This is a genomic window from Terrabacter tumescens (assembly GCF_014646815.1).
Taxonomy (GTDB): Bacteria; Actinomycetota; Actinomycetes; order Actinomycetales; family Dermatophilaceae; genus Terrabacter; species Terrabacter tumescens.
On sequence record NZ_BMNZ01000003.1, the window covers coordinates 599,936 to 624,799 of the forward strand.

The 24,864-nt window shown below is 72.2% G+C and carries 22 protein-coding genes and 1 tRNA gene; 7 read left to right on the top strand and 16 right to left on the bottom strand.

Features of this window, described 5'->3' with window-relative positions:
• Nucleotides 1–73 precede the first annotated feature (73 nt).
• The gene (locus IEY30_RS10235) at nt 74–4,399 is read left to right on the top strand and encodes a putative inorganic carbon transporter subunit DabA (protein WP_162180978.1); all 4,326 of its coding nucleotides are present in this window, start codon (nt 74–76) and stop codon (nt 4,397–4,399) included.
• Between the two features lie 368 nt (nt 4,400–4,767).
• Here IEY30_RS10235 and IEY30_RS10240 read toward each other — a convergent pair.
• Nucleotides 4,768–4,848: transfer RNA gene (locus tag IEY30_RS10240), tRNA-Tyr, on the bottom strand.
• A 136-nt stretch (nt 4,849–4,984) separates the two neighbouring features.
• Here IEY30_RS10240 and IEY30_RS10245 point away from each other — a divergent pair.
• On the top strand, nt 4,985–5,479 hold the full coding sequence (locus tag IEY30_RS10245) for a YajQ family cyclic di-GMP-binding protein (protein WP_030193713.1): 495 nt from the start codon (nt 4,985–4,987) through the stop codon (nt 5,477–5,479).
• 84 nt (nt 5,480–5,563) lie between these two features.
• Here IEY30_RS10245 and IEY30_RS10250 read toward each other — a convergent pair whose 3' ends face one another.
• Nucleotides 5,564–6,352, bottom strand: a complete 789-nt coding sequence (locus tag IEY30_RS10250; protein WP_030193710.1) for a DUF4031 domain-containing protein — start codon at nt 6,350–6,352, stop codon at nt 5,564–5,566.
• A 139-nt stretch (nt 6,353–6,491) separates the two neighbouring features.
• Between IEY30_RS10250 and IEY30_RS10255 the strand changes: the two genes are divergently transcribed.
• Nucleotides 6,492–6,782: a WXG100 family type VII secretion target gene (locus IEY30_RS10255; protein WP_030193707.1), complete on the top strand. Its 291-nt coding sequence runs from the start codon at nt 6,492–6,494 to the stop codon at nt 6,780–6,782.
• A gap of 279 nt (nt 6,783–7,061) precedes the next feature.
• Here the strand turns inward: IEY30_RS10255 and groL are convergent, their stop codons facing one another.
• From groL to IEY30_RS10270, 3 genes are all read right to left on the bottom strand, one after another.
• Nucleotides 7,062–8,693, bottom strand: a complete 1,632-nt coding sequence (groL, locus tag IEY30_RS10260) for a chaperonin GroEL (protein ID WP_030193705.1) — start codon at nt 8,691–8,693, stop codon at nt 7,062–7,064.
• A 283-nt stretch (nt 8,694–8,976) separates the two neighbouring features.
• On the bottom strand, nt 8,977–9,402 hold the full coding sequence (locus IEY30_RS10265) for an HIT family protein (RefSeq protein WP_030193702.1): 426 nt from the start codon (nt 9,400–9,402) through the stop codon (nt 8,977–8,979).
• A gap of 45 nt (nt 9,403–9,447) precedes the next feature.
• Complete coding sequence (locus IEY30_RS10270) at nt 9,448–9,978, bottom strand: hypothetical protein (RefSeq protein ID WP_030193699.1); 531 nt, start codon at nt 9,976–9,978, stop codon at nt 9,448–9,450.
• An 80-nt stretch (nt 9,979–10,058) separates the two neighbouring features.
• On the opposite strand from IEY30_RS10270, the gene IEY30_RS10275 reads away from it, so the two are divergent.
• Entirely contained in the window at nt 10,059–10,982 is a 924-nt protein-coding gene (locus tag IEY30_RS10275; RefSeq protein WP_229674930.1) for an MBL fold metallo-hydrolase, read from the top strand.
• A gap of 105 nt (nt 10,983–11,087) precedes the next feature.
• On the opposite strand, the gene IEY30_RS10280 is transcribed toward IEY30_RS10275, so the two are convergent.
• The 10 genes from IEY30_RS10280 to IEY30_RS10320 all read right to left on the bottom strand — a co-directional run bounded on the left by IEY30_RS10280 (nt 11,088) and on the right by IEY30_RS10320 (nt 18,943).
• Entirely contained in the window at nt 11,088–11,762 is a 675-nt protein-coding gene (locus IEY30_RS10280) for a hypothetical protein (RefSeq protein ID WP_052358287.1), read from the bottom strand.
• Between the two features lie 60 nt (nt 11,763–11,822).
• Entirely contained in the window at nt 11,823–12,110 is a 288-nt protein-coding gene (locus IEY30_RS21875; protein WP_052358286.1) for a type IV toxin-antitoxin system AbiEi family antitoxin domain-containing protein, read from the bottom strand.
• Between the two features lie 207 nt (nt 12,111–12,317).
• Nucleotides 12,318–12,809, bottom strand: a complete 492-nt coding sequence (locus IEY30_RS10285) for an SRPBCC family protein (protein WP_030193694.1) — start codon at nt 12,807–12,809, stop codon at nt 12,318–12,320.
• Nucleotides 12,810–12,812: 3 nt separating this feature from the next.
• Entirely contained in the window at nt 12,813–13,886 is a 1,074-nt protein-coding gene (locus IEY30_RS10290; RefSeq protein ID WP_030193691.1) for a P1 family peptidase, read from the bottom strand.
• Nucleotides 13,883–14,347, bottom strand: coding sequence for a GNAT family N-acetyltransferase (locus IEY30_RS10295; protein ID WP_030193688.1), 465 nt, complete (start codon nt 14,345–14,347; stop codon nt 13,883–13,885). Before IEY30_RS10295 ends, IEY30_RS10290 begins: the two co-directional genes overlap by 4 nt.
• An 83-nt stretch (nt 14,348–14,430) precedes the next feature.
• The gene (gene napA, locus IEY30_RS10300; RefSeq protein WP_506051757.1) at nt 14,431–14,796 is read right to left on the bottom strand and encodes a nucleoid-associated protein NapA; all 366 of its coding nucleotides are present in this window, start codon (nt 14,794–14,796) and stop codon (nt 14,431–14,433) included.
• Nucleotides 14,797–14,909: 113 nt separating this feature from the next.
• Nucleotides 14,910–16,271: a pyridoxal phosphate-dependent decarboxylase family protein gene (locus IEY30_RS10305; RefSeq protein WP_030193682.1), complete on the bottom strand. Its 1,362-nt coding sequence runs from the start codon at nt 16,269–16,271 to the stop codon at nt 14,910–14,912.
• 71 nt (nt 16,272–16,342) lie between these two features.
• On the bottom strand, nt 16,343–16,990 hold the full coding sequence (locus IEY30_RS10310; protein WP_030193679.1) for an HAD family hydrolase: 648 nt from the start codon (nt 16,988–16,990) through the stop codon (nt 16,343–16,345).
• A 9-nt stretch (nt 16,991–16,999) separates the two neighbouring features.
• Nucleotides 17,000–18,187: an N-acetylglucosamine-6-phosphate deacetylase gene (locus IEY30_RS10315; RefSeq protein WP_030193676.1), complete on the bottom strand. Its 1,188-nt coding sequence runs from the start codon at nt 18,185–18,187 to the stop codon at nt 17,000–17,002.
• Between the two features lie 102 nt (nt 18,188–18,289).
• A complete protein-coding gene (locus IEY30_RS10320; RefSeq protein ID WP_030193672.1) occupies nt 18,290–18,943 on the bottom strand; it encodes a UdgX family uracil-DNA binding protein in 654 nt (217 codons plus the stop codon).
• 92 nt (nt 18,944–19,035) lie between these two features.
• Between IEY30_RS10320 and IEY30_RS10325 the strand changes: the two genes are divergently transcribed.
• The 3 genes from IEY30_RS10325 (at nt 19,036) to IEY30_RS10335 (ending at nt 23,239) form a co-directional block, all read left to right on the top strand.
• Nucleotides 19,036–19,713: a uracil-DNA glycosylase gene (locus IEY30_RS10325; RefSeq protein ID WP_030193669.1), complete on the top strand. Its 678-nt coding sequence runs from the start codon at nt 19,036–19,038 to the stop codon at nt 19,711–19,713.
• Nucleotides 19,710–20,534: an SGNH/GDSL hydrolase family protein gene (locus IEY30_RS10330; protein WP_030193666.1), complete on the top strand. Its 825-nt coding sequence runs from the start codon at nt 19,710–19,712 to the stop codon at nt 20,532–20,534. The genes IEY30_RS10325 and IEY30_RS10330 overlap by 4 nt, the downstream gene beginning before the upstream one ends.
• Nucleotides 20,535–20,857: 323 nt before the next feature.
• The gene (locus IEY30_RS10335) at nt 20,858–23,239 is read left to right on the top strand and encodes an immune inhibitor A domain-containing protein (protein ID WP_030193658.1); all 2,382 of its coding nucleotides are present in this window, start codon (nt 20,858–20,860) and stop codon (nt 23,237–23,239) included.
• A 132-nt stretch (nt 23,240–23,371) separates the two neighbouring features.
• Here the strand turns inward: IEY30_RS10335 and gabT are convergent, their stop codons facing one another.
• Entirely contained in the window at nt 23,372–24,709 is a 1,338-nt protein-coding gene (gabT, locus tag IEY30_RS10340) for a 4-aminobutyrate--2-oxoglutarate transaminase (protein WP_030193655.1), read from the bottom strand.
• Nucleotides 24,710–24,864: the final 155 nt, after the last annotated feature.

Below are 24,864 nucleotides of genomic sequence, written 5' to 3' on the forward strand. Positions count from 1 at the left end.
CCGACGACCGGGCCTGGCTCGCCCCACGGACGGCGCGCTTTACATGCATTTCTTTTCATGTATTTTGCTTCTCATGTTGCTCCTGCGCGTGGTTCGGTTCCCGTTGGCGGCCCTCGGCCTGCTGTCCCTGGTCGTCCTCGTCAGGGCCGCCTCGGGCAGTCCGCTCGCGGCTTCTGTCGGCCGCGTCAGCCTCGGCCCCCTGGGCACCGCCGACGTGGGGCTGCACATCGGCGTCGTCGAGGCGACGCTGCTGACCCTGGTCGCCCTCGTCGGCACCGTGGTGGCCGTCTACAGCGCCCGCAATCTCGTCGGACAGCACCGCCTCGTCCGGTATGCCGCTCTGCTGACCACGACTGTCGGCGCCCTCGCGCTCGCGGTCACCGCCTCCTCCCTCCCCGTGCTGGCAGCCGCGTGGACGACGGGGTCGCTGACCCTCTCGGCACTGGTCGCCCACTCCGGGACGGCGAGCGCCGTCGAGGCGTCGCGCCAGGTCCGCGGGCGCCTCCTCGTCGGGGATGCCTTGCTCTGCGCGGGTGTCGTGGTCGCCGGACACGCGACCGGCACGCTCGACCGCGGGGCGCTCGCAGGTGCCGTGACCAACGCCGCCACCGTCGGCGTCACAGCCGCAGCGCTGCTCTTCGTCACGGCGGGCATGGTGCGCAGCGCGCTGGTGCCGGCCCACCGGTGGCTGCCCGAGACCGCCGAGGGTCCGTCGCCGGTGAGCGCTCTCCTGCATGCCGGCTTCGTCAACGGTGTCGGCGTGCTGGCCCTGCTCGTCTGGCCCATCCTCCAGGCCGCACCCGTGGCTCGCGGGGTCCTCCTCGTCGCGGGTGCGGCCACGGCCGCGCTCGCGACCGGCCAGCTGCGCACCCGAGCAGACATGAAGGGCCGTCTGGCGGCCTCGACCTCCTCGCAGATGGGCTACCTCGCCGTGCAGGCAGCGATCGGCATCCCGGCTGGGGTCCTGTTGCACGTCGTGGGGCACGGCATCTGGAAGGCGTCGCTCTTCCTCGGCGCCGGCGGCACCGTGGACCGACAGCGCACGGGCGGCACGAGCGTCGCGAGCGCCCCCGGCCGGCCGGCATACGGCCCCCGGTGGATCGCCCCGACGGCAGTCGGTGCGTCGGCTCTGCTCGTCGCCTGGACGGCCGTCGTGCCGGTTGCCGGCTGGCCGTCCCTCACCGCGCCCGCGGAGCTGCTGCCCTTGGGCCTCGCGATGGCCGTCACGGCCAGCGGCCTGCTGGCGGTGCTGCGCCGGCGCGTCCCCTCCGGCCCCCGGGCCTTCGGTGGTCTCGTCGTGGTGACCGTCGCTGCCACCTACGTGCTCGTGCTGCGTGGCCTCGGCTCCGCCCTCGCCGAAGCGCTCGGTGAGCCGACCGCCTGGTCCGAGGCAGGCGCTGGGGTGCTCGCCGTCGTGGCGGTGGGACTGCTCGGCCTCATCGCCGCCGGTGCTGCTCTCGACGCGGCTGCCCGGGCCGGTCGCCGTCCCGGCCTCAGCCGGCGCGTCGCCCGCTCGGCGCTGCGCCCGTGGAGTGTGCGGGAGCGGCTGGCCGGATCCGCCTCCGTCGGACTGGCGGTCCCGCCCGTGACGGTGGAAGACGCGGACGCTGCGGCGAGCTCGGTCCGGGTCGCGGCCATGACCGGCGGGCCGCTCTACCCGTTGACCGCCTTCGTCGCGAGCAACCCCCTGGCCGCGCTGGAGAGTCTCCCGATGGACGAGGCCGTCAGTCTCAGCTCCGAGCTGCACGGCGCCCGCACCGGGCCGTCCGCCCGTGACCTGCGCGATGCCCTGGCCACCGGCCGGGCCCGTGACGAGGACCTCGATGCCGTCGCCACCGAGGTCGCCCTTCCGGCGCCGCAGGAGGGCGATTCGGGCACGGCGCTCCTCACCGTGGGCACCACCCTCGCCGTCCGGTCGTTGCTGCTGGCCGACGACCCGGACGCCGGGCAGATCGAGTGGGCTGCAGCAGCGCTCCGGCGGGCTGGTGTGGAGCCCGACCGCCGGGTTCGCACGCCCCTGGACGTGGTCACCGCGGGCGCGGTCGGCAGCTCTGCAGGCCGTGCAGCCGCCCGGATCGAGCGGCGGGCGCGCGAGCTGGGTCACCACGCCTGCGCCCGGAGCCTGGCAGGCGCGGGGTGGCCCGGCGCGACCGGTCCGTGGACCGAGCTGCGCGCCGGCGCCGACGGCCTCGACGCGGCGCTGCGCGTGCGCGGAGCGGGCGAGGTCGTCCGCGCCCTGCCCGCGGAGCCCGAGGCCACGATCGCCGCCCTGCTGACCCACCTGGGACTGCGTCCGCAGGACCGTCCCAGGTTCATCGCCCGAGTGCTCGCGCGCGACCCCGGCTGGCCCGCGCACCTGGCGTGGCGAGCTCGGCACGAGCGGCTGGCGCACGACGGGGCCGAGACCATCGCGAGCCGTCTCACGTCCCCGACGGCTCCCCACCGTCTCGTCGAGGAGCTCGTAGCCGCGCGCCTGGCCCTCGAGGTCGTCACCGCGGAGGCCTGGGTCCCGAAGCTTCTCGGACGTCCCTTCGACTCCGCGGAACTCGTCAGCTTCACCCACGACGGCCTCGCGCCCATCCTGGCGATGGCGATGTCGGTCGGGCTCGTCCACGACGACGTGACCAAGGAAGAGGTGCGCGAGGCTGCTCGCCTGCTCGCTCCGCTGGCGGGCGGGCGGCTGGGACCGCTGCGCGCCGAGGTGCTCGAGCGCGCCTACCGGCGGGAGCTGCTCTCGACCCTCACCGGCGCGGGAGCGCCGGGTGGTGGCGCGACGGCCCCGGATGGCGGCGTCGCGACGGCGGCAGCCGGCGGGGCGGTGGCCAGAGGTGCCGCGGCCAACCAGGCGGCGCCCGGACCGGCGGCGCAGCTGATCACCTGCATCGACGTCCGTTCCGAGCGGCTGCGTCGTCATCTGGAGGATCAGGGCCCCTGGGAGACCATCGGCGCCGCCGGCTTCTTCGGGGTTCCCTTGCGGCACCATGGCCCTGAGGGAACGGTCAGCGAACGGACTCCGGGCCTGCTGCGTCCTCGGCTGCAGGTCACCGAGCAGCGCCCCCGGACCCACGGCCTCACGGGAACCGGCGACGCCCTGACGTCGGCGACGACGTCCCTCGAGGCCGCACCCGGTCTGCCCTTCGCCTGGGCCGAGCTTGCCGGCTGGCTGCAGGCCCCGCTGGTGCTCGCCTCCACGCTGATGCCGCGCCTGGCCGGACTCCTTCGCACCTCGGGGCGGCGCACCTTGACCATGCCGCACCGGGGACGGCTCGACGTCGTCGAGCAGCTGGGCGTCGAGGCCCTGGCCGACGCCGCTGCCGGCTTCCTCGCGTCCACCGGGACCGAGTGGCTCGCGCCGCTGGTCGTCATTGCGGGGCACGGGGGCACCGTCACCAACAACCCGCACGTCGCGGCATACGACTGCGGCGCCTGCGGCGGCTCCGCGAGCGACGTCAACGCACGGGCCATGGCTGCGGCGCTGGAGGACCCCGGGGTGCGCGCCGAGCTCGCCGCACGGGGACTGCGGATTCCCAGCGGGACCCACTTCGTCGCAGCGGTCCACGACACCACCCGAGACATCGTCGAGGTCCTCGACCGGCACGAGGTGCCGACGTCCTCGACGGACGTGCTGCGGCTCCTCGAGATGGACCTGGCCCGTGCCGGTGAGGCCGTGCGCTCGGAACGACTGGCTCTCCTGCCGGATGCCCGTGGCGACGCACCTCGCTCACAGCTGCGGCACGTCCAGGCGCGCGCCGCCGACTGGGCTCAGCCGCGGCCCGAGTGGGGACTGGCCGGGGCCGCGACGATCATCGTCGGTCCGCGATGGCTCACGGAGAGGACGGACCTGAGGGGCCGGGCCTTCCTCCAGTCCTACCGCCCGGATCTCGACCCCGACGCGTCGGTCCTGGAGCAGCTGCTCGCTGCACCGGTCGTCGTCGCCCAGTGGATCACGGCGCAGTACTGGACCTCCACGGTCGACCCGCACCGCTTCGGCGCCGGCGACAAGACGACCCACAACGTCATCGGGGACGGAGCCCGCCTCTCCGCGGTGCTGACCGGCGTGCGGGGTGACCTACGCATCGGGCTGCCGTGGCAGGCCGTCTCGCCGACCGCGCCGCACGGAGCGGACTCCCCCGCCATCCTGCACGACGGACCGTGGTCGGGTCCGACGCAGCACCAGCCCCTGCGCCTGCTCGCGGTCGTGTGCGCCGAGCCGGCGGCGGTCGAGCAGGTGCTGGCCCGTCAGCCGGACGTCGCCCGTCTCGTAACCGGTGGCTGGATCACGCTGAGCGTCATCGACCCGGTGGACGGACGCGCGCTGACGCGCACCCGCGACGGAGCGTGGACGCCCGAGGGCGCCGGCTCCCCCACACCACCTCGACCGGCCTGGGACGCGGGGTGACGCCAGCAGCTCGTCCGCTGACACCGTGTGCCGTGGAGCGCCCGGCCCTTCCGTCGACGAGCGAAGGCGCTTGGTCTGCATGGGTGTTCGGAGACAAACGGGGCTTGCCACCGGCATCAGCGGCGATCTCTGCCACACGTTGGCGATGGCCAGGCGTCGTCGGCCACGCCACTGATCTGACGATCAGTACCCGGAGTTCCGCGCCAACGGCGGCCGGGTGGGCGGCAACGGCGGACTCCCAGGAGCCGCGACGCTGTCCCACCGCCATACGCGAGCCCTCAGCCCATGGGACGTCGGAGGGTGACGCCGGACGACAGAAGGGCCCCGAACCGCGTTTCCGCTGGTCAGAGGCCCTTCTGTGCACTGGGTGGCAGGTGAAGGATTCGAACCTTCGTAGCTCTCGCGACGGATTTACAGTCCGTTTCCATTGGCCGCTCGGACAACCTGCCTTGGTGCGTCTGGAAGGATAGCAAGAGATCGGGCGCGGTCCGAAATCGGGGCCGTCGCCATGCTTTCGTCGTGTCCACAGCCCTCCACGGCGCGCGCCCGACAGCCCAGCCAACAGCATGCGGAAGGACCCCACCGATGGCCGACTCGTCGTTCGACATCGTCAGCAAGTTCGACAAGCAGGAGATCGCCAACGCGGTCAACAGCGCGAGCAAGGAGATCGCGACGCGCTACGACTTCAAGAACGTCGGCGCGTCCGTCGACCTGGCCGGCGAGGTCATCAAGATGAAGGCGAACACCGAGGAGCGTTGCCTCGCAGTCCTCGACGTCGTGCAGACGCACCTCGTCAAGCGCAAGGTCAGCCTCAAGCACCTCGACGTGCCGGAGGCCGGACCGCGCCTGTCGGGCAAGGAGTACCACCTCGACGCGCCGCTCAAGGAGGGCATCTCCCAGGAGAACGCCAAGAAGATCAACAAGCTGATCCGCGACGAGGGTCCCAAGGGCGTCAAGAGCCAGATCCAGGGTGACGAGCTGCGCGTCTCGAGCAAGTCCCGCGACGACCTCCAGGCCGTCCAGCGCATGCTGCGCGAGGCCGAACTCGACGTCGCACTGACCTTCACCAACCAGCGCTGAACCGCCGGGTTCGCTTGCCCGACAAGCGAACCACGACGACAGATCATGTATGCCGTCCGCTGCAGCGGGCGGCATACGTGCGTCTCAGAGGGGGCGGGCGAGGTCGCGGAGGTCCGGGAAGACCTCGACAGCCAGCGGCCACCAGAAGAGGTGGCCGCACAGCTCGGCATACTCCTGCGGCGTGACCCAGCGGGTCTCGTGGATGCCGTCGTCACCGTCGTTGATGTCGGGGCGCGCGTCGTCCAGCCGGGTGCGGAACACCTGGAGGAACGGCTTGTCCCGGCCGAAGACGTTGTCGTCGGTGCGGGGCGTGAATCGCTCGTAGCCGCAAGGGATCACGTCCGAGTGGCGCAGCCGGAGGCCCGTCTCCTCGAACGTCTCGCGGACGGCGTTCTCGACGGGCGTCTCGTCCGCCTCGCGCCACCCGCCGGGCGAGCCCCACTCCCCGCGACGGACGCTGTGCACGACGACGAAGTCGCCTCGTCGGTCGCGCACGAAGACCATGGCGGCCAGGACGCGCGCCGGGTCGAGGGGGTCGTCTGACGCGACGAGGTCGACGTCGCTGGGGCCGTTGGGGAAGCTCACGTCGAGGATGCGGCGGACGCCACGGTCACGCTTGCGCTTGCGCAGCCGCAGCCCGGACGCGTTCAGACGGCGGGCGAGTTCCACCCCGGTCGTCGGGGTCGCCCCGGCGTCGACGGCATCCTGCCAGCGACCCTCGGGCACGTCGTAGTGGTCGCCGTCGAACGAGCGCGGATGCAGGGCCGCGGCCCGCGCGACCTCGTGCAGCTCGTCGTAGGAGGCGTCGCTGACGAGGTGGGCGAAGAGCCGACCGTGGGCGGGCCAGATCGGCTGGTCGATCCACACGGTCATGGCCCGAAGCCTAGGCCAGGCCTCCGGGAAGCGCCCGGCCTCCCCCTGTGGACGACGCCGGCCGGCGCTCCCCCGCCCGACCTAGCCTCGAACGCACGTGGCCACCGTCCGGTCGGCCTCCCGATCGAGGAGTAGACACATGTCCCGTTCCGTCGTTGACACCGAACGCATCGCCGCTGCGGCCGCCGACATCAACCGGCTCGCCGACACCATCACGTCGAGCACCTCCGAGCTGCGCGGCCGCCTCGCGGGCATGGGCGCCGACTGGCAGGGCCCGGCCAAGGTCGAGTTCGAGCGCGTCATGCACGACTACCAGCGCATCCAGGCCCAGATGACCGAGGCCCTCGCTGACGTCGGCCGCCTGACGCTCAAGGCGTCGTCGGCCTACGCCGAGCACGAGAACGCGACGCGCGCGCTCTTCGCCCGCTGAGCCGGGAGGTCTCCTCCCCGACTGCACGGCTCCCCCGACGCCCCGACTCCACGACCCCCGACGGCCCGGCGCCACACCCTGGACGGCGCCGGGCCCGCGCCGGAGGCGGTGAGCTCCCGCCCCTACGGTCGAGCCCGCCTCCGGCGCACTGTCGTGCACCGGCACGCGCGTGCATCGGCCTGCGCACCCCCGCACCCGCGCGCACGACGCCGAAGGGCGGCTCCCCCCTCGGGGGAACCGCCCTTCGAACGTGCTGTGACGCAGGTGGAGCAGGTGGGCTCAGAAGCCCATGCCGCCCATGCCACCCATGTCGTCGCCGCCCGGCATGGCCGGAGCGGACTTCTCGGGCTTGTCGGCGATGACGGCCTCGGTCGTGAGGAAGAGCGCCGCGATCGAGGCTGCGTTCTGCAGCGCCGAGCGCGTCACCTTCACCGGGTCGATGATGCCGGCGGCGAGCAGGTCGACGTACTCGCCGGACGCCGCGTTGAGGCCGTTGCCGGGCTCGAGGTGACGCACCTTCTCCGCGACGACTCCACCCTCGAGACCGGCGTTGATTGCGATCTGCTTGAGCGGGGCCTCGGTCGCGACGCGCACGATGTTGGCACCCGTCGCCTCGTCACCCTCGAGCGAGAGCTCGTCGAGTGCCTTGGCGGCCTGGATGAGCGCCACGCCACCACCGGCGACGATGCCCTCCTCGACGGCAGCCTTCGCGTTGCGGACGGCGTCCTCGATGCGGTGCTTGCGCTCCTTGAGCTCGACCTCGGTGGCCGCGCCCGCCTTGATGACGGCGACGCCGCCGGCGAGCTTGGCGAGGCGCTCCTGGAGCTTCTCGCGGTCGTAGTCGGAGTCCGACTTCTCGATCTCGGCCTTGATCTGGGCGATGCGGCCCTCGATCTGGCTGCGGTCCTCGGCGTCCTCGACGATGGTCGTCTCGTCCTTGGTGACGACGACCTTGCGAGCCTTGCCGAGCAGGTCGAGGGTGGCGTTCTCGAGCTTGAGACCGACCTCCTCGGAGATGACCTGGCCACCGGTGAGGATGGCGATGTCGGTGAGCATGGCCTTGCGGCGGTCGCCGAAGCCGGGAGCCTTGACGGCGACCGACTTGAACGTGCCCTTGATCTTGTTGACGACGAGCGTCGCGAGGGCCTCACCCTCGATGTCCTCGGCGATGATCAGCAGCGGCTTGCCGGACTGCATGACCTTCTCGAGCAGCGGGACGAGGTCCTTGATGCTGCCGATCTTGGAGTTCGCGACGAGCACGTAGGCGTCGTCGAGGACGGCCTCCATGCGCTCGGTGTCGGTGACGAAGTAGGCGGAGATGTAGCCCTTGTCGAAGCGCATGCCCTCCGTCATCTCCAGCTCGAGGCCCATGGTGTTGGAGTCCTCGACGGTGATGACACCTTCCTTGCCGACCTTGTCCATCGCCTCGGCGATGAGACCGCCGATCTCCTCGTCGGCCGCCGAGATGCTGGCGGTCGAGGCGATCTGCTCCTTGGTCTCGATCTCCTTGGCCTGCTCGAGCAGGCGGGCGGTGACGGCCTCGACGGCCTTCTCGATGCCGCGCTTGAGCGCCATCGGGTTGGCGCCGGCGGCCACGTTGCGCAGGCCTTCCTTCACCATGGCCTGGGCGAGCACGGTCGCCGTCGTCGTGCCGTCACCGGCGACGTCGTCGGTCTTCTTGGCAACTTCCTTGACGAGCTCCGCGCCGATCTTCTCGTACGGGTCGTCGAGCTCGATCTCCTTGGCGATCGAGACGCCGTCGTTGGTGATCGTGGGGGCGCCCCACTTCTTCTCCAGCACGACGTTGCGGCCCTTCGGGCCGAGGGTCACGCGGACGGCGTCGGCGAGGATGTTCATGCCCCGCTCGAGACCGCGGCGTGCCTCTTCGTCAAAAGCAATGGTCTTGGCCATTCGGGTGGTTCCTCCCACACGAAACGTTGGTGGTGGACCGCATGACGCCCGCGACGGACGGGACCGGTCTCCCCAGCTTCATGTCGCTGCGAACCCAGCCCCTCGGCATACGGCCCATTTCTGTCACTCCCATGACGAGAGTGCTAACGCCATTATTGGCACTCTCGGGGTGAGAGTGCAAACACTCGGGAGCTCTCGGCCGTGGCCGGCCTGCGCCCCCGAGCACCCCCGAACCACACCGCACACTCGCAAGCTCACAGCGGGCGTATGCCGTCCGCTCGGCTCAGGCGCCCACGGCCGGGGCCAGCGCTCCTGCGATCCGCACGGCATACTCCGCGGACTCCTGTTCCGAGGCGTACTTCGTGCGCGGCCAGAAGAAGCCCCGCAGACCATCGCCCTTGGTGCGCGGCACGACGTGCACGTGGAGGTGCGGGACCGACTGGCTCACGACGTTGTTCATCGCCACGAAGCTGCCCTGCGAGCCGAGGGCGTCGACGACGGCGGCGGCCAGGCGCTGGGTCGCCCCGAGCAGCGTGGCGTGCAGGTGGGCGGGCAGGTCGAGCAGCGTGTCGACGTGCTGCCGCGGCACGAGCAGCACGTGGCCCTTGAAGACGGGCCGGCGGTCGAGGAAGGCGACGAGGTCAGGCTCGTCGAGCACGACGTCGGCGGGGACGTCACCGGCGACGATCGAGCAGAAGACGCAGTCCATGGCGACACACTCCCACGGCGGGCCGGCGGGAGGCCCGCGAGCGGGCTAGTGGCAGATGACGAGCAGGACGCAGCCGCCGCTGCTCGAGGTGGGCGACGGCGTCGACGTCGGGTGGGGCTTCTTCGTCGGCTTCGGCTTGGGGTTGCCGGGCGTCGACGTCGCCGTGGGGCTCGGGGCTGCCGTCGAGCTCGGGGCCGGCGGGGTCGTGGCGCGGGACGCCGACGGCGCGGGGGCCGTGACCGTCGGCACCGAGCTGGTCGGGGCCGAGGCGGGGTCCACGACGGCCGTCGCCGGCCGGGTGCTCGTCTGCTGACCGGCGCTCGGAGTGCCGGTCGCGCTCGTCTCGTCCGAGGACTCGGCCAGACCCCAGCCGTCGTCGGACGTCGTGCTGGCCCAGTCCCCGCCGGGGAGCCCGGGGAAGCCGCTGGACGCCATGGCCTCGTCGCTCCAGCTGTCGCCGGACCAGTAGGCGACGCCGCCGGTGGCGAGCAGCGCGACGGCGGCGAGGACTGCCGCGATGACGAGCTTTCGTCGGGACTTCGAGCCGGGCGTGGAGGAGCGGAACTCGGTCGACATGGGTCACCAACGTAGACGAACCGGGCGTCTCGCGCCTGCTCGAGGCGGGGCCGCTACGGTGGGCGCATGCTCGACGAGACGTGGATCACATCCGGGACGACCGCATGACCGAGGGCGTCGTCGGGGCGGGTTCGACGGGCTCGTCGGCTGGCTTCGTCGAGGTCGCGGACCGCGTCTTCGTCGCCCGCTACCGCCAATGGGACGTCAACGTCGGGCTCGTCCTCGGTCGGCACGGCGCGGTCGTCATCGACACCCGCGCGAGCGACCGGCAGGGCGCCCAGGTGCTCGACGACATCCACCGCCTCGGCCGCGACATCGAGGTCCGCCACGTCGTCAGCACGCACGTGCACTTCGACCACACGTTCGGCAACGCCGCGTTCGAGACCGCGATCGTGCACGCCCACGACAACGTCGGTCGCACGACCCAGTCAGCGGCCGAGCACATCCAGGCCCTCGTCCGCGCCGACCCGGGGGCGGCCCCGGAGTACGGCTACACCGAGCGCGACGCCGCCGAGGTCCTGGCGACGGTGGTCCGCGGCCCGGACCGCACCTTCGGCTCCAACGCCACCATCGACCTCGGTGACCGCGTCGTGACGATGGCGTATGCCGGCCGCGGCCACACCGACGGCGACGTGGCCGTGCTCGTGCCCGACACCGACGTCATGTTCCTCGGGGACCTCGTCGAGGAGAGCGCGCACCCGTCGTTCGGCGACGACTGCTGGCCGCTCGAGTGGGCCGACACCCTGACCTCGCACCTCGTGCAGGTGTCGGAGCGCACCGTCGTCGTGCCGGGCCACGGCCGACCGGTCGACGAGGCGTTCGTGACGCGGCAGCGCGACGACGTCGCAACGGTGGCGGCGGTGATCCGCGAGCGCCGGCTGGCTGAGGGCTCGCTCGAGGACGCGCTGCGCGAGCCGGACACGCGCCTGCCCTATCCGTTGGACCAGCTCGAGTCCGCGATCCGCCGCGGCTGGGACCACCTCACCCCGCCGCCCACCCCCTGACACCCCTGATCCCACCCCCTCGGAGTCCCTGGTCGGTGGAGTTCCGCCGGCACCTGGTGCCGGAAGAACTCCACGACCTCGCTCCCGCGCCGGTGCCGTTCAGGCTCACGCGGCTCCTCGCTGCGACGAGGCGACCGCCGCGCAGTCCGGACCGCAGTCGGTGAGCGAGCCCGTCCAGCCGCGGGACCGGAGCAGGCTGCCGACCACGCGAGCCGCCCGGCACGGCTCGAGGACGTGGAGCCAGCCGAAGCGAACCGTGGCCTCGCCTCGCACGACCGCCTCGACATCCCGCTCGAGGTCCGTCCACCGTCGCGGTCCGGCGTGGGCGAGCCGCCCGTCGAGCTCGACGACGACGCCGAAGTCGGAGTACTCGACGTCTCGGAACGTCACGCCGTCCCTCGTGACCACCCGGACCTGACGCCGGGCCACGGGCAGGCCGTGCGACCTCTCGACGTCGTGGAGGTATCGACGCTCGAAGACCGACATCGATCCCGTCGCGACGTCGGCGAGGATGGGCAGGAGCAGTCGCCGCCGTGACAGCCGGACGCGCCCGGACAGGGCCTCGTGCAGGCGGGCAGCCGTCGTCGCGCCCTCCTGGCACGCGTCGGCCAGCAGCGCGACGGCGTCAGCCTCTCGCTTGGCAGTCGACGCGACGTCGAGCAGGGCCTCGTCGAGCCGCAGTCGCGGCGGGGAGAGGTGCAGCTGGACGCTGCCGTCGAAGTCGGTCCGGCGTGTGACGACCACGCCGCCGGGAGGCGTGACGCGGCGGTTCGCCGCCACGACGACCTGGACCGGGTCGGGGGCTCGTGGTCGCCCGACTCGCGACACCTCACTCCACGGCTACCCCCACCCTCCGTCCACCTGGACCGACCTCAGACCGTGGGCCCGCAGTGCCGAGGTCCCCGCGAGCGCCGCGGGCCAGTGGAAGAGGACCGCCGCCCAAGCGAGCTGTGGCCAGGTCGGCGCGCCGGTGTGGTCGACGTAGACGCCGGGATGGACCCGCGCCAGCCGGCGTCGGCGCAGGAACCGCTCGAGGTCGTTGTCATCGAGGCCGCACTCCAGCGCCTGCGCCCTCGAGAGAACCCCGTCCTGGGATCGCAGCACGCGCGTCGCCGACGAGAGGTCCATGCATCCCAGCCTGACCTCGCCCCGCCCTCGACGGACGGTGATCCGTCTCGCCTGTGGGCGAGCGACACCGGCGGCCTGGGGATGTGGACAGTCGAGCCGCGCCAGTCATCGGAGGTTCTCCGGCACCTGGTGCCGAGGAACCTCCACGGACGGTGGGGCGAGATCGGGTCAGTCAGGAGCGGATCAGGTCGGCGCGGGGCGGAGGGGTCAGTCGGGGGCGGGGGCTGTGGCGGCGTCGAGGACCGCCTCGTCGGAGCAGGCTCGCGCGAAGGCCGCGATCCGCGCCCGGATCTCGCGCCCGAGCAGCCACTGCCCGATCGGCTCGGCCACCGGGCGCAGCCAGGCGGGGCGCACGGCATACGTGTACTTCCAGACGGCGAGCGTGCCGGCCACGCCGTCGCGCTCCTCCGGCGTGAACCGCCAGCCACCGCCGAACCGCTCGAAGAACCACGGCCCCTCGACCATCGTCATCCCCACGCTCGTCGGGGGCCGGTACGAGGCGTACTCGCTGACCATCCGCGGCCCGATGCGCGCCCGCGTCACGGTGCGCACCCCCTTGGCCGGCCGCTCGGCGTCGACGAGGTGCTGGCTCCGGATGAACGGGTCCCACCTCAGCCGCAGCTCGCCCGTCGTCTGGGACACGGCGAACGCCACGTCCGGCGGCACCGGCACCCACGCGTCAGCAGTCACCTGCGGCATCGCCTACCCCTGCCCCGACAGAGCCGACGGGAAGGCGTCGGACCAGGAGCGCAGAGCCACGCCGCCCTCGGCCGACCGGTCGACCGAGGTCGCCGCGAGCAGCGCGTGCACGATCGCGCGAGCCACGCAGTCGGCGCCGGCCTCCATGAGCAGCGTCTGCTCGACGGGGTCGGGGGCAGGCCGCTCGCCGGTCGCCAGCGTGAACAGGGTGTCGCCGTCGAAGAGCGTGTGCACCGGCTTGAGCGCCCGCGCGAGACCGTCGTGGCCGACGCCGGACGCCTTCTGGCACTGCGCCTTGGTCAGGGTGGCGTCCGTCGCGATGACCCCGATCGTCGTGGCGAGCCCCGGCCGGCCGGCGCTCGCGGGAGCCGCCTGCGCCAGGGCCCGTGCCGCCTCGAGGTCGGTGGCGCTCGGCCGACCGACGTGGGCGAGCTCGTCCCCGAGACCCAGGCCCACGGCACACGGGATGCCGGTGGCGGGGTCGACGGCCGAGCCGACGGCGTTGACGGCCACGAGAGCGGCGACCGTGGTGCCCGACTCGAGCACGACGCTCGCCGACCCGACTCCGCCTCTGAAGCCGCCCACCTTCGCTCCCGTGCCGGCGCCCACGCTCCCCTGCTCGACGGCGTCGGCCGACGCGCTGGCGTATGCCGCCCTGCCGTCCTCGGCGCTTGGACGGTGACCCCACGTGCCGCCGCGTCCCAGGTCGAAGAGGATCGCCGCCGGCACGATCGGCACCACGTGCCCGAGCTCGCCCATCGGCCAGCCGACCCCGTCGTGCGCCAGCGCGTCCATGACGCCGTCGGCGGCCGCGAGGCCGAAGGCGGACCCACCGCCGAGCACGACCGCGTGGACCCGGTCGACGAGGTTGCGGGGGTCGAGCAGGTCGGTCTCGCGGGTGCCGGGTCCACCACCGCGCACGTCGACGCCGCCGACGGCACCGCCGGGAGGCGCGAGGACGACGGTGACGCCGGTCAGCCACCCCGGTTCGTCGCGCGTGCAGTGACCGACGCGCAGGCCCGCGACGTCGACGATCGAGTTGGTCGGGCCGGGTCGAGGAGCGACCGCTCCGCTCACTGCGGGTCCCGGAGGTCGAACTCCATGAGCCGTCCGGGTGAGGTGAAGCCGAGCCGCTCGTAGAACTCCTGCGCGCGGTCGTCGGGGGCGTTGAGCCGGATCCACTTGACGTCGGTCGTGCGCGACCACTCGATCATGGCCTCGGTCAGGGCCCGGCCCACACCCCGGTCCCGGCAGCCGGGGGCGACGAAGAGGCCGCCGACGTGCAGCCACGAGACGTCCTTGCGCCCGGGCCACGGCAGCGCCCGGATGCGCCGGGTCTCGAGGATGCCCGCGTGCTCGCCCCGGCTCTCGGCGATCCACGTCGGGCGGTCGGGCCGTTCGGCCAGCCACGCGTCGACGAAACGGTCGAGGTAGCCGGGCTCGGACGGCATACCGAGCTCGCGGGCGAACTGCAGGTGCAGGGCGGCGACGATGAGGGCGTCGTCGGCAGACGCGCGGCGGATCGTCACCTCGGCCATGAGGGAAGTGAACCACGGGGGCGCTCAAAGGGTGCGCAACCCGGCGCAACCGGCCGGACCGGCGGCTCAGCGGGTGGGACGGGTCAGACGTTTATGCCGAGGCGGCGGCTCGTGCGCGCCCGCTGGCGGCTCGCGCGCATGCGGCGCAGGCGCTTGATGAGCATCGGGTCGGCCTCGAGGGCCTCCGGGCTGTCGAGGAGCGCGTTGAGCACCTGGTAGTAGCGCGTGGAGCTCATGTCGAAGAGCTCCTTGATGGCCTGCTCCTTGGAGCCGGCGTACTTCCACCACTGGCGCTCGAACGCCAGGATCTCGAGGTCGCGCGCACTGAGGCCGTCCTCGGACTCGTGGCGGTGCGGCTGCGCCGTGGCGTGTTCTGTGCTCATGTCCCCGTCTCGCTGCGGTCGTGCGCTGTGCGTCGTGCGTTGGCTCCGCTCACACCCTAGACCCAAATGACAGGGGTGTCATTCAGCTCGCGGACGTGGCGCGGCATGTCGGCCGGGCACCGTTGCACAGCCTCACCACGGGTCACTCCAGCCTCGCCGGCCCCACCCGTGAAGGTCGGTCAGACCATCGTGTCGAGGATGGCGTTGACGTCCTCCTTGGTCGTGTGCGGGTTGACGATGGCGAAGCGCGTCAGCGTCTCGCCGCGGAAGGTCGTCGGCACGACGAAGGCGAACTCCTCGGCCAGCAGCCGGTCGGTCCAGGCCTGGTAGTCCTCCGGCCCCCACCCGAGACGTCGGAAGACGACGACCGACAGGTCCGGCTCGCGGACCGCCTCGAGGTAGTCGCGCCGGCCGATCTCGTCCGCCGCGAAGCGCGTCACCTCGAGCGTGCTCTCGATGGCCTCGACGTAGGCGTCGGTGCCGTGCACGGCGAGGGAGTACCAGAGCGGCAGCCCCCGGGCCCGGCGCGTCAGCCCGATCGAGTAGTCGGTCGGGTTCCACTCGGCGGACTTCGTGATGACGTCGAGGTAGCCCGCCTCCTGCGTGTGCGCGATGCGGGCGAGCTCGGGCTCGCGGTAGATCAGCGCGCAGCAGTCGAACGGGGCGAAGAGCCACTTGTGCGGGTCGACGATGAACGAGTCGGCGTGCTCGATGCCGTCGAAGAGGTGACGCACCGACGGCGCAGCGAGGCCGGCGCCGCCGTAGGCCCCGTCGACGTGCAGCCACAGGCCGTACTCGCGGCACACCTCGGCCACGCTGGCGAGGTCGTCGACGACGCCGAAGTTCGTCGTGCCGCTCGTGGCGACGACGGCGAAGAACGTCTCGGGACCGTTCTCCTCCAACGTCTTCCGCAGCTCGGCGCCGGTGAGGCGCAGCTTGTCGTCGACGTGGACGCCGCAGACCTCGGCGTCCATGACGGCCGCCATCGAGACGACGGACGAGTGCGCGTTGTCGGTGGCGGCGATGCGGTAGGGACGTGCGCCCGTGCCCGCCTCCTTGGCCTTCGCCCGGGCCGTATGCCGTGCCACGACGAGCGCTGACAGGTTGCCGACCGTGCCGCCGGGCACGAAGACGCCGCCCGCCGACTCGGGCAGGCCCGCGAGGTCGCTGATCCAGCGCAGCGCCTGGTTCTCGGCGTAGACCGCGCCCGCGCCCTCCATCCACGAGCCGCCGTAGATCGACGAGGCACCGACGACGACGTCGAAGGCCGCGGCCTCACGCGTCGGGGCGCACGGGATGAAGGAAAGGTAGCGCGGGTGGTCCGTCGACAGGCAGGCCGGCGCGAGGGTGTGCTCGAAGAGCTCCATGGCGCGGGTCGAGCCGAGGCCTGCCGCGGTGATGGTCTGGCCGGCGGCCGACCTCAGGTAGTCCTCGGTCTGGGCACCGTCGAGCGGGATCGGGTCCATGAGGAGCCGCTCGCGGGCGTAGCTGAGGACCTTGTCGACGGCGACGTGGTCGGCGTCCTTGTCGAAGCTGTGCACGCACAGATGCTAGGCCCTGCGGGGGCGTGCCACCGACCGTCCGCGAGGCGCGTGACCGGTGTGACGCGTGGTCAGCCCAGGAGGGCGGTCCGCAGCTGCGCGGCGTCCGCGACGACGGCGGTCGGGCGCACCCCGTGCAGGGCCGCGGCCTCGCCGGCGCCCCACGTCACGGCCATGGTGTCCATGCCGGCCGCCTTGCCCGCCAGCACGTCGACGACGGCGTCGCCGACGTAGACCGCGTCGTTGGACCCGCGGCCCATCCGGTCGAGGGCGAGCAGCAGCGGCGTCGGGTCCGGCTTGTGCCGCTCGGTGTCCTCCATGGCGACGAGGACGTCGACGTGCGCGCTGATCCCGAGGATGTCCATCGCCTGCTGCGCGGACTCGCGCCGCTTCGAGGTGGCCACCCCGACGTGGACGCCGGCGGCACGCAGGTCGCCGAGCACGTCGACGACACCGTCGTAGCCGCGGATGAGCCGCTCGGTGTTCTCGGCGTTCCACGTCAGGTAGGTCTCGTAGAGCTCGTCCGCCTGCTCCGGCGAGTGGTCGCGGAACGCACCGATGAGCGGCCGGCCGATCCACGAGCGGATCACGTCCGGGTCCTCCTCGCGACCGAGGATCGTGCGGAACGCGTGCTGGTAGGACTCGACGATGAGGTGGATCGTGTCGGCCAGCGTGCCGTCGAGGTCGAAGACGGCGGTGGACCAGCGGGGAGAAGTCACCGGTCGAGACTAGGGCAGCAGGGGCTCCAGCCACCGCCCGCGTCTCATCACCCGGGTCGGGCGCGCGTCACCGTCGACGACGACGAGGTCGGCACGCGACCCGGCGGCGAGCGAGCCGCGGTCGGCCAGCCCGAGCGCGCGGGCCGGGGTGCGCGTGGCGGGCCGGACGGCATACGCCATCGGGACGCCGGAGGCGACGGCGCGGGCGACGATGTCGGCCACGTGGCTCGTGCCGCCGGCGATGGAGCCGGGCGTCGTGCCGTCGGGGTCGCGGGCCAACCGGGCGATGCCGTGGTCGACGACGACCGAGAGCCCGCCGAGGACGTAGCTGCCGTCGCCCACCCCGGCCGCGGCCATGGCGTCGGAGACGAACGCGACGTGGTCGACGCCGACGAGGTCGAGGACGGTGCGCACCGTGTCGTCCGAGAGGTGCGCGCCGTCGGCGATGAGCTCGACGGTGACGGCGCCTCGCGCAGCCGAGCGCATCAGCGCCGCAACCGCGCCCGGCTTGCGGTGGTGCCACGGGTCCATGCCGTTGAAGAGGTGCGTGGCGAGGTCGGCACCGGCCGCGACGGCCTGCTCGACCTGCGCGTAGGTGGCCGTCGTGTGGCCGACCGCGGCATGGATGCCGGCGGACGTGAGCCAGCGCACGAGGTCGAGCCCGTGGTCGCGCTCGGGGGCGAGCGTCACCTGGCGGATGTGCCCGCGGCCCAGGGCGATGAGGCGCTCGACCTCGGCGAGCGACGGGTCGCGCAGCAGCGTCGGGTCGTGCGCACCGCAGCGCGCCTCGGCGAGCCACGGCCCCTCGAGGTGGATGCCGTCGACCAGGCCGTCGTCGGCGAGCTCGGCGAGCATCGCGACGCCGCGCTCGAGGTCGCTCGGGCTCATCGTGACGAGGCTGGCGAGCAGGCTCGTCGACCCGGCACGGTGGTGGTGCTCGGCGGCCGCGACCGCGGCGTCCTCGCGCAGGTCGGTGAACGCCGTCCCGCCGCCACCGTGGCAGTGCAGGTCGACGTATGCCGGCAGCATCGTCCCAGCCACCCACTCGACCCGCTCGGCGGCGTGGGCGGCCGGCGGGGGCTCGACCCCCGGAGCGACCGGGGCGACCGCCGCGATGCGCTCGCCGTCAAGGTGGACGAGGACGTCGGGCAGCACGGTGTCGTCGACGAGGGCTGGTCCGCGGAGTGTGAGGCTCATCGCGGTCGATTCTGTCCCAAGCCGGCGGAGAGAGCGACAGCCCACTCGGTCGGAGCGCCGACCGGGCCGGCCGGGCCGACCGGGCGGACCGAGCCGACCCGGTCACGTCGGCGACGGGGACCCGAGGGCGCCCAGGGCGACCCTGAGGTCGGCGACGAGGCCCGCGTACAGCTCCTCCCTCCGGTCCCTGCCACGCAGCACAGCGGAGGGGTGGATCGTGGCGACGACCCACTCGCGCCGTCCCTCGGGCGGGTCGAGGACCGTGCCGCGCGAGGCACCGACCCGGAATCCCGCACCGTAGAGCGACTGGCCGGCGATCGCACCGAGCGTCACGACCCCGCGGGGCTTCACGGCGTCCAGCTCCCCGAGCAGCCACGGCTGACAGGACGCCACGTGCCACCGACTCGGCCCCTCGTGCATCCGGCGCTTGCCGCGCTGAGTGAAGCGGAAGTGCTTGACCGCGTTCGTGAGCCAGACCTCGTCCCGGGCGATGCCGCTCTCGGCGAGCGCCTGGTCGAGGATGCGCCCTGCCGGCCCGACGAACGGCTCTCCCCGACGGTCCTCCACGTCGCCCGGCTGCTCACCGACGAGCACCAGTGCCGCGTCGCGCGCGCCGGCGCCGAAGACCGCCTGAGTCGCGTCGCGGAAGAGGTCGCAGCCGCGGCAGTCCTGGACTGCCTTGGCAAGGGCGGGAACCGTGTGCCGCGCCGGCAGGAAGACGTCGGCCCCCGGGTAGTCGTGTGCGCCTGAGCTCATGGCAGCCCCTTCATGTCAGCGTTGGCTTACCCGCGCACCACCTCCCCGACGCGGGCCGTGTGACGTCGGCCGCAGCGAGGTAGCGTGTGGGCGTGCCAGCCCAGCCCCTCAGCGACCTCGTCCACCCGACGTGGGTCCCGGCGCTCGAGCCGGTGGCCGACACCATCACCGCGATGGGCGAGTTCCTGCGCGCCGAGGTCGCGGCCGGCCGCGGCTACCTGCCTGCCGGCGACCGCGTGCTGCGGGCCTTCTCGCTGCCGCTGCCCGACGTGCGCGTGCTCGTCGTCGGCCAGGATCCCTACCCGACGCCCGGCCACCCGGTGGGGCTCAGCTTCAGCGTCGCGCGGGACGTGCGGCCGGTCCCCCGGTCGCTGCAGAACATCTACCAGGAGCTCGGCACCGACCTCGACCTGCCGACGCCGAGCCACGGCGACCTGACGCCGTGGTTCGAGCGCGGCGTCATGCTGCTCAACCGGGTCCTGACGGTCCGCCCCGGGGCGAGCGCCAGCCATCAGGGGAAGGGCTGGGAAACCGTGACGGCACAGGCGATCTCGGCCCTCGTGTCGCGCGGCGGGCCGCTCGTCGCCATCCTGTGGGGCCGGCAGGCGCAGTCGCTCGCGCCGATGCTCGGCGACGTGCCGCGCATCGCGTCGGCCCACCCGTCGCCGCTGTCGGCCCGCTCCGGCTTCTTCGGCTCGCGGCCCTTCAGCCGCACCAACGACCTGCTCGCCCAGCAGGGCGCGGCACCCATCGACTGGAGGCTGACATGACCCAGCCCACCCCCGAGGTCTCCGGGCCCACGGTCTGGACCCGGTTCGTCGCGATCGGCGACTCGTTCACCGAGGGCATGTGCGACGACGACCCCGACTTCGGCCACGACGGCGAGTTCGCCGGCTGGGCCGACCGGCTCGCGTCGCACCTGTCGGGGATCGCCCGGGCCGAGGGCGTCGACTTCGGCTACGCGAACCTCGCCGTCCGGGGCCGCAAGCTCGCCGACGTCGTGGGGCCGCAGCTCGAGGACGCCCTGTCGCTGCAGCCCGACCTCGTCAGCATCGTCGGCGGAGGCAACGACATCCTGCGCCCGAAGGCCGACCTCGACGGGCTGGCCGCGCGCCTCGAGGCTGCGGTCGCGCGCATCCGGGCGACGGGCGCCGACGTTCTCATGGCGACCCCCGTCGACCCGGCCGACGCGCCGCTCGTCAAGGCCACCCGCGGTCGAGCCGCGATCCACACGGCCAACATCTGGAGCATCGCCCGTCGCAACGGCGCCCACGTCATCGACCAGTGGGGTCTGCACGCCCTGCGCGACTGGCGGATGTGGAGCGAGGACCGGATCCACATGACGACCGAGGGTCACCGCCGGGTCGCCCTCGCCGCCCTCGAGGCGCTCGGGCACACACCGGCCGAGACCGACTGGGCCACGCCGCTCGAGCCCGCGCCGCCGATCGGCCGCCGCGAGGCGCTCCAGGCCAACGCGCAGTGGGCCAAGGAGTACGTCGGCCCCTGGGTGCACCGCCGCCTCACCGGCCGCAGCTCGGGGGACCACCGCCAGGCCAAGCGCCCCGACGTGGCGCCGCTCGACCAGCCGTGAGCCCCGCCACCCGCTGACGTATGCCGTGTCGCGGGCTCGGCCACGTCCGGCCGGCCCGCGGACGCTCCCCCGGAGCGCGATGGCGGATTCTCCGCCCGCCACACGGCATACGTCCACTTCTTCGGAGCACGCTGCCCGCGACCTGAAGATCTCCTGAAAATCGATGGCCCCAACCTCTGGCGCTCCGCGGTCCGCGCTGCCATTCTCCTTCTCGGGTTGCTCGGGGGAGTCCCAACCCACACCACTGGTGCGCGTGACCCTGATCGGGCCACGCGCATCGCGCGGACCGGCCGCCGACGACGGCTGCCAGTCGAGGAGGAACAGTGCGCAGGACGTCCAGGGGGCTGCTCAGCCTCGCTCTCGCAGCCGGCATGGGGGTCGCCGTCGGCGCGCCCATGGTCGGCGCCCAACCGACGGTCGACCGGGTCGCCGGCCAGCCGGCCGACGCCGCCGCCCAGAAGGGGTCGGACGAGCTCCCCAACCCCAGGGAGGACAAGCGCCGTGCTCTCAAGGAGACGGCCATCAAGCAGGTGCTGAACGGCACGGCCACGCCCGTCAAGAAGGGCAGGAGCACCGTCGTCAAGGTCAAGGGCGCGAGCAACGGCCAGGGCCCCACCGACGAGTACGTCGAGCTGAGCCGCGAGGGCACCGACAAGATCTTCGTCATCCTCGCCGAGTTCGGCAACGACCGCAGCGCCAGCTACCCCGACCAGGACACCGACCCCAACACCCCCGGTCCGGTGACCTTCGACGGCCCGCTCCACAACGCCATCCCCGAGCCGGACCGCACGCTGGACAACTCGACGAACTGGAACGGCAACTACAGCCGCGACTACTTCCAGAACCTCTACTTCGGTGCGGGCGGCCCCATCGGCGCCGGTGGCGCGCAGGAGAGCGTCAAGCAGTGGTACGAGCGCCAGAGCTCGGGCCGCTACAGCATCTCGGGCGAGGTCTCCGACTGGGTCAAGGTGCGCTACAACGAGGCGCGCTACGGCCGCTCGAACGGCTTCCCGTGCGCCGGCAACGTCTGCAACAACACGTGGGCCCTCGTGAGGGACGCAGTCAACCAGTGGGTCGCCGACCAGAAGGCCGCGGGCCGCACGCTCGACCAGATCAAGGCCGACCTGGCGCAGTACGACCAGTGGGACCGCTACGACGTCGATGGCGACGGCAACTTCAACGAGCCCGACGGCTTCATCGACCACTTCCAGATCGTGCACTCCGGCGGCGATCAGGCCGACGGTGACCCCTATCAGGGTGAGGACGCCATCTGGTCGCACCGTTGGTACGCCTCGACCGCGGCCGGTGGCCCGGGCGGGCAGAACGGCACCCCGATCGCCGACACCGGCATGTGGGTCGGCGACTACACGATCCAGCCCGAGAACGGCGGCATGTCCGTCTTCACGCACGAGTACGGCCACGACCTCGGTCTGCCGGACCTCTACGACAGCGCCACCGGCCAGGACAACGGCGTCAACTGGTGGTCGATGATGAGCCAGAGCCGCCAGGCCGGTCCGAACGACCAGTCCATCGGCTCGCGCGGCTCGGACTTCGGCGCGTGGGAGAAGCTCTTCCTCGGCTGGCTCGACTACCAGGTCGTGACGCCGACGGCCAAGGGCACCAAGGTCATGGTCGGCCCGCACGAGTACAACACCGACAAGAAGCAGGCGGTCATCGTCCCGCTGCCGAAGAAGAACGTCGTCTCGCCCCTCGTGGCCCCGAAGACGGGCTCGAAGGACTTCTACGGCGGTCGCGTCAACGCGACCGAGGCGACCCTGACCCGCTCGGTGGCTCTCGGTGCCGGCGCCTCGACGCTCACGTTCGCGACGAACTACGCGATCGAGGACTGCGGCTGTGACTACGGCTACGTCGAGGTCAACGACGGCTCCGGCTGGACGGCCATCCCCGGCACGGACACCCGTGCCGCCGAGGGCAACGGCATCACCGGCTGGAGCGGTGGGGCCGAGGGCCAGATGGGCTGGAAGGACGCGTCCTTCGACCTGTCCGCCTACGCGGGCAAGACGGTGCAGGTGCGCTTCCGCTACCACACCGACCCGGCCTACACCGAGCTCGGCTGGTTCGTCGACGACGTCAAGGTCGTCAGCAACGGCGCCACCGTCGTCGACACCGGCGCCGAGGGCGGCCTCGAGGGCTGGACGGCCAACGGCTGGTCGTCGGTCGGCGCGACCGTGACCACGGCGTACGACAACTACTACATCGCCTCGTACCGGAACTACCTGTCGTTCGACAAGTACCTCCAGAGCGGACCGTACAACTTCGGCTGGCTCACCACCGAGGGCGACAAGGTGGAGCACTTCCCGTACCAGGACGGCCTGCTCGTCAGCTACTGGGACACCTCGCAGGCGGACAACAACACGGGCGCCCACCCCGGCCAGGGCCTGATCCTGCCGGTCGACGCCAACCCGGAGCCGCGCCCGCTGTCCGACGGCACGCTGCTGCGCGCACGCATCGCCGGCTACGACGCGCCGTTCTCGACGCAGCAGTCCGACTCGTTCACGTTCCACAAGAACGGGGTGGCCTTCCCGGTCACCGGCGCTGCCGCCAAGCCGGTCTTCGACGACTCCAAGCAGTTCTGGTACTCGAGCACGCCCTACACCGGCGTCAAGGTCCCGAACAACGGCGTCAACATCGGCATCGAGAACCAGTTCGGCACCTCGATGCAGGTCAAGGTCTGGAAGCGCTGACACGGAAACCCTTGTGAGACAGTGAGGCCCGCCCCCTTGTGAAGGCGGGCCTCACTGCTGTTGGAGGAGGTACGCCTTCCGTTCCGTTGCGCTGGAAGGCAACTGGACGGCATACGCCCTCGGGATCACGTCTCAGACGGACGCGGCGAACGCCTTCTCGAAGATGTCGAGGCCCTCGTTGAGCAGCTCGTCGCTCGCGGCTAGCGGCGGCAGGAAGCGGAAGACGTTGCCGTAGGTGCCGCACGTGAGCGTCACGAGTCCCTCGGCGTGGCAGGCCTTGTTGACCGCGCCGGTGAGGGCGGCGTTCGGCGTGAGGTCGCCGGGGCCGTTGACGAGCTCGACGGCGAGCATGGCGCCGCGGCCGCGGATGTCGCCGATCTGCGGGTACTTCTCCGCGAGCGCCTTGAGGCGCGGGACGAAGAGGGCCTCGACCTGCTTCGCGCGGCCGCAGAGGTCCTCCTCCTTCATCGTCTCGATGGCCCCGAGGGCGGAGGCGCAGGCGACGGGGTTGCCGCCGTAGGTGCCGCCGAGGCCGCCACCGTGGATCGAGTCCATGACGTCGGCGCGGCCGGTGACGCCGGCGAGCGGGAGGCCACCCGCCATGCCCTTGGCCGTCGTGATGAGGTCGGGCACGACGCCCTCGTGGTCGCTCGCGAACCAGTCACCCGTGCGGCAGAAGCCGGTCTGCACCTCGTCGGCGATGAAGAGGATGCCGTTGTCGGTGCACCAGTCGGCGACCTGCTTGACGAATCCCGGTGCGGGGACGATGAATCCGCCCTCGCCCTGGATCGGCTCGAGGATCACGGCGGCGAGGTTCTCCTCCCCCACCTGCGCGTGCACCTGGCTGACGAACGCGTCGAAGCTCTCCTTGGCGCAGTCGGCGGGGCCGCCGGGCCAGCGGAACGGGTAGCTCATCGGCGCGCGGTAGACCTCGCCGGCGAAGGGGCCGAACTTGTGCTTGTAGGGCATGTTCTTGGCCGTCAGCGCCATCGTCAGGTTGGTGCGGCCGTGGTAGGCGTGGTCGAAGGCGACGACGGCGTTGCGGCCGGTGAAGTGGCGGGCGACCTTGACGGCGTTCTCGACGGCCTCAGCGCCGGAGTTGAAGAGCGCGGTGCGCTTCTCGTGGTCGCCGGGCGTCAGCTCGTTGAGGGCCTCGGCCACCTCGAGGTACTCCTCGTAGGGGGTCACCATGAAGCACGTGTGGGTGAAGTCCTGCACCTGCGCGGTGACGCGGTCGACGACGCGCGGGGCGGCGTTGCCGACGGTGGTCACGGCGATGCCGGAGCCGAAGTCGATGAGCTGGTTGCCGTCGACGTCGACGAGGATGCCGCCGCCGGCGCGCTCGACGTAGACCGGCAGGCCGGTGGAGACGCCGGCGGACACGGCCGCCGTCTTGCGGGCCTGGAGCGCGGCCGACTTCGGGCCGGGGATCGCGGTCTGCAGGAGCCGCTGCTGGGGGACGTTGCTCATGGGGGCCAGTATGCCGTCCGGCCGGGTCCCTGCGGAACCCGAGTCGCAGGGGCGTCCGGGTGCGCAATCCGTACCTGAACGACGCGTTCGGTCGCGAACTCAGCGGCAGAGCATCGCATTCGCGACCGAACGCGTCGTTCGGCGCACCCGAGCGG

Coding starts and splice junctions, on each gene's coding strand:
- IEY30_RS10235 (WP_162180978.1), top strand. CDS start 74: ATGTTGCTCCTGCGCGTGGTTCGGTTCCCGTTGGCGGCCCTCGGCCTG.
- IEY30_RS10245 (WP_030193713.1), top strand. CDS start 4,985: ATGGCCGACTCGTCGTTCGACATCGTCAGCAAGTTCGACAAGCAGGAG.
- IEY30_RS10250 (WP_030193710.1), bottom strand. CDS start 6,352: ATGACCGTGTGGATCGACCAGCCGATCTGGCCCGCCCACGGTCGGCTC.
- IEY30_RS10255 (WP_030193707.1), top strand. CDS start 6,492: ATGTCCCGTTCCGTCGTTGACACCGAACGCATCGCCGCTGCGGCCGCC.
- groL (WP_030193705.1), bottom strand. CDS start 8,693: ATGGCCAAGACCATTGCTTTTGACGAAGAGGCACGCCGCGGTCTCGAG.
- IEY30_RS10265 (WP_030193702.1), bottom strand. CDS start 9,402: ATGGACTGCGTCTTCTGCTCGATCGTCGCCGGTGACGTCCCCGCCGAC.
- IEY30_RS10270 (WP_030193699.1), bottom strand. CDS start 9,978: ATGTCGACCGAGTTCCGCTCCTCCACGCCCGGCTCGAAGTCCCGACGA.
- IEY30_RS21875 (WP_052358286.1), bottom strand. CDS start 12,110: ATGGACCTCTCGTCGGCGACGCGCGTGCTGCGATCCCAGGACGGGGTT.
- IEY30_RS10285 (WP_030193694.1), bottom strand. CDS start 12,809: ATGCCGCAGGTGACTGCTGACGCGTGGGTGCCGGTGCCGCCGGACGTG.
- IEY30_RS10295 (WP_030193688.1), bottom strand. CDS start 14,347: ATGGCCGAGGTGACGATCCGCCGCGCGTCTGCCGACGACGCCCTCATC.
- IEY30_RS10315 (WP_030193676.1), bottom strand. CDS start 18,187: ATGAGCCTCACACTCCGCGGACCAGCCCTCGTCGACGACACCGTGCTG.
- IEY30_RS10320 (WP_030193672.1), bottom strand. CDS start 18,943: ATGAGCTCAGGCGCACACGACTACCCGGGGGCCGACGTCTTCCTGCCG.
- IEY30_RS10330 (WP_030193666.1), top strand. CDS start 19,710: ATGACCCAGCCCACCCCCGAGGTCTCCGGGCCCACGGTCTGGACCCGG.
- gabT (WP_030193655.1), bottom strand. CDS start 24,709: ATGAGCAACGTCCCCCAGCAGCGGCTCCTGCAGACCGCGATCCCCGGC.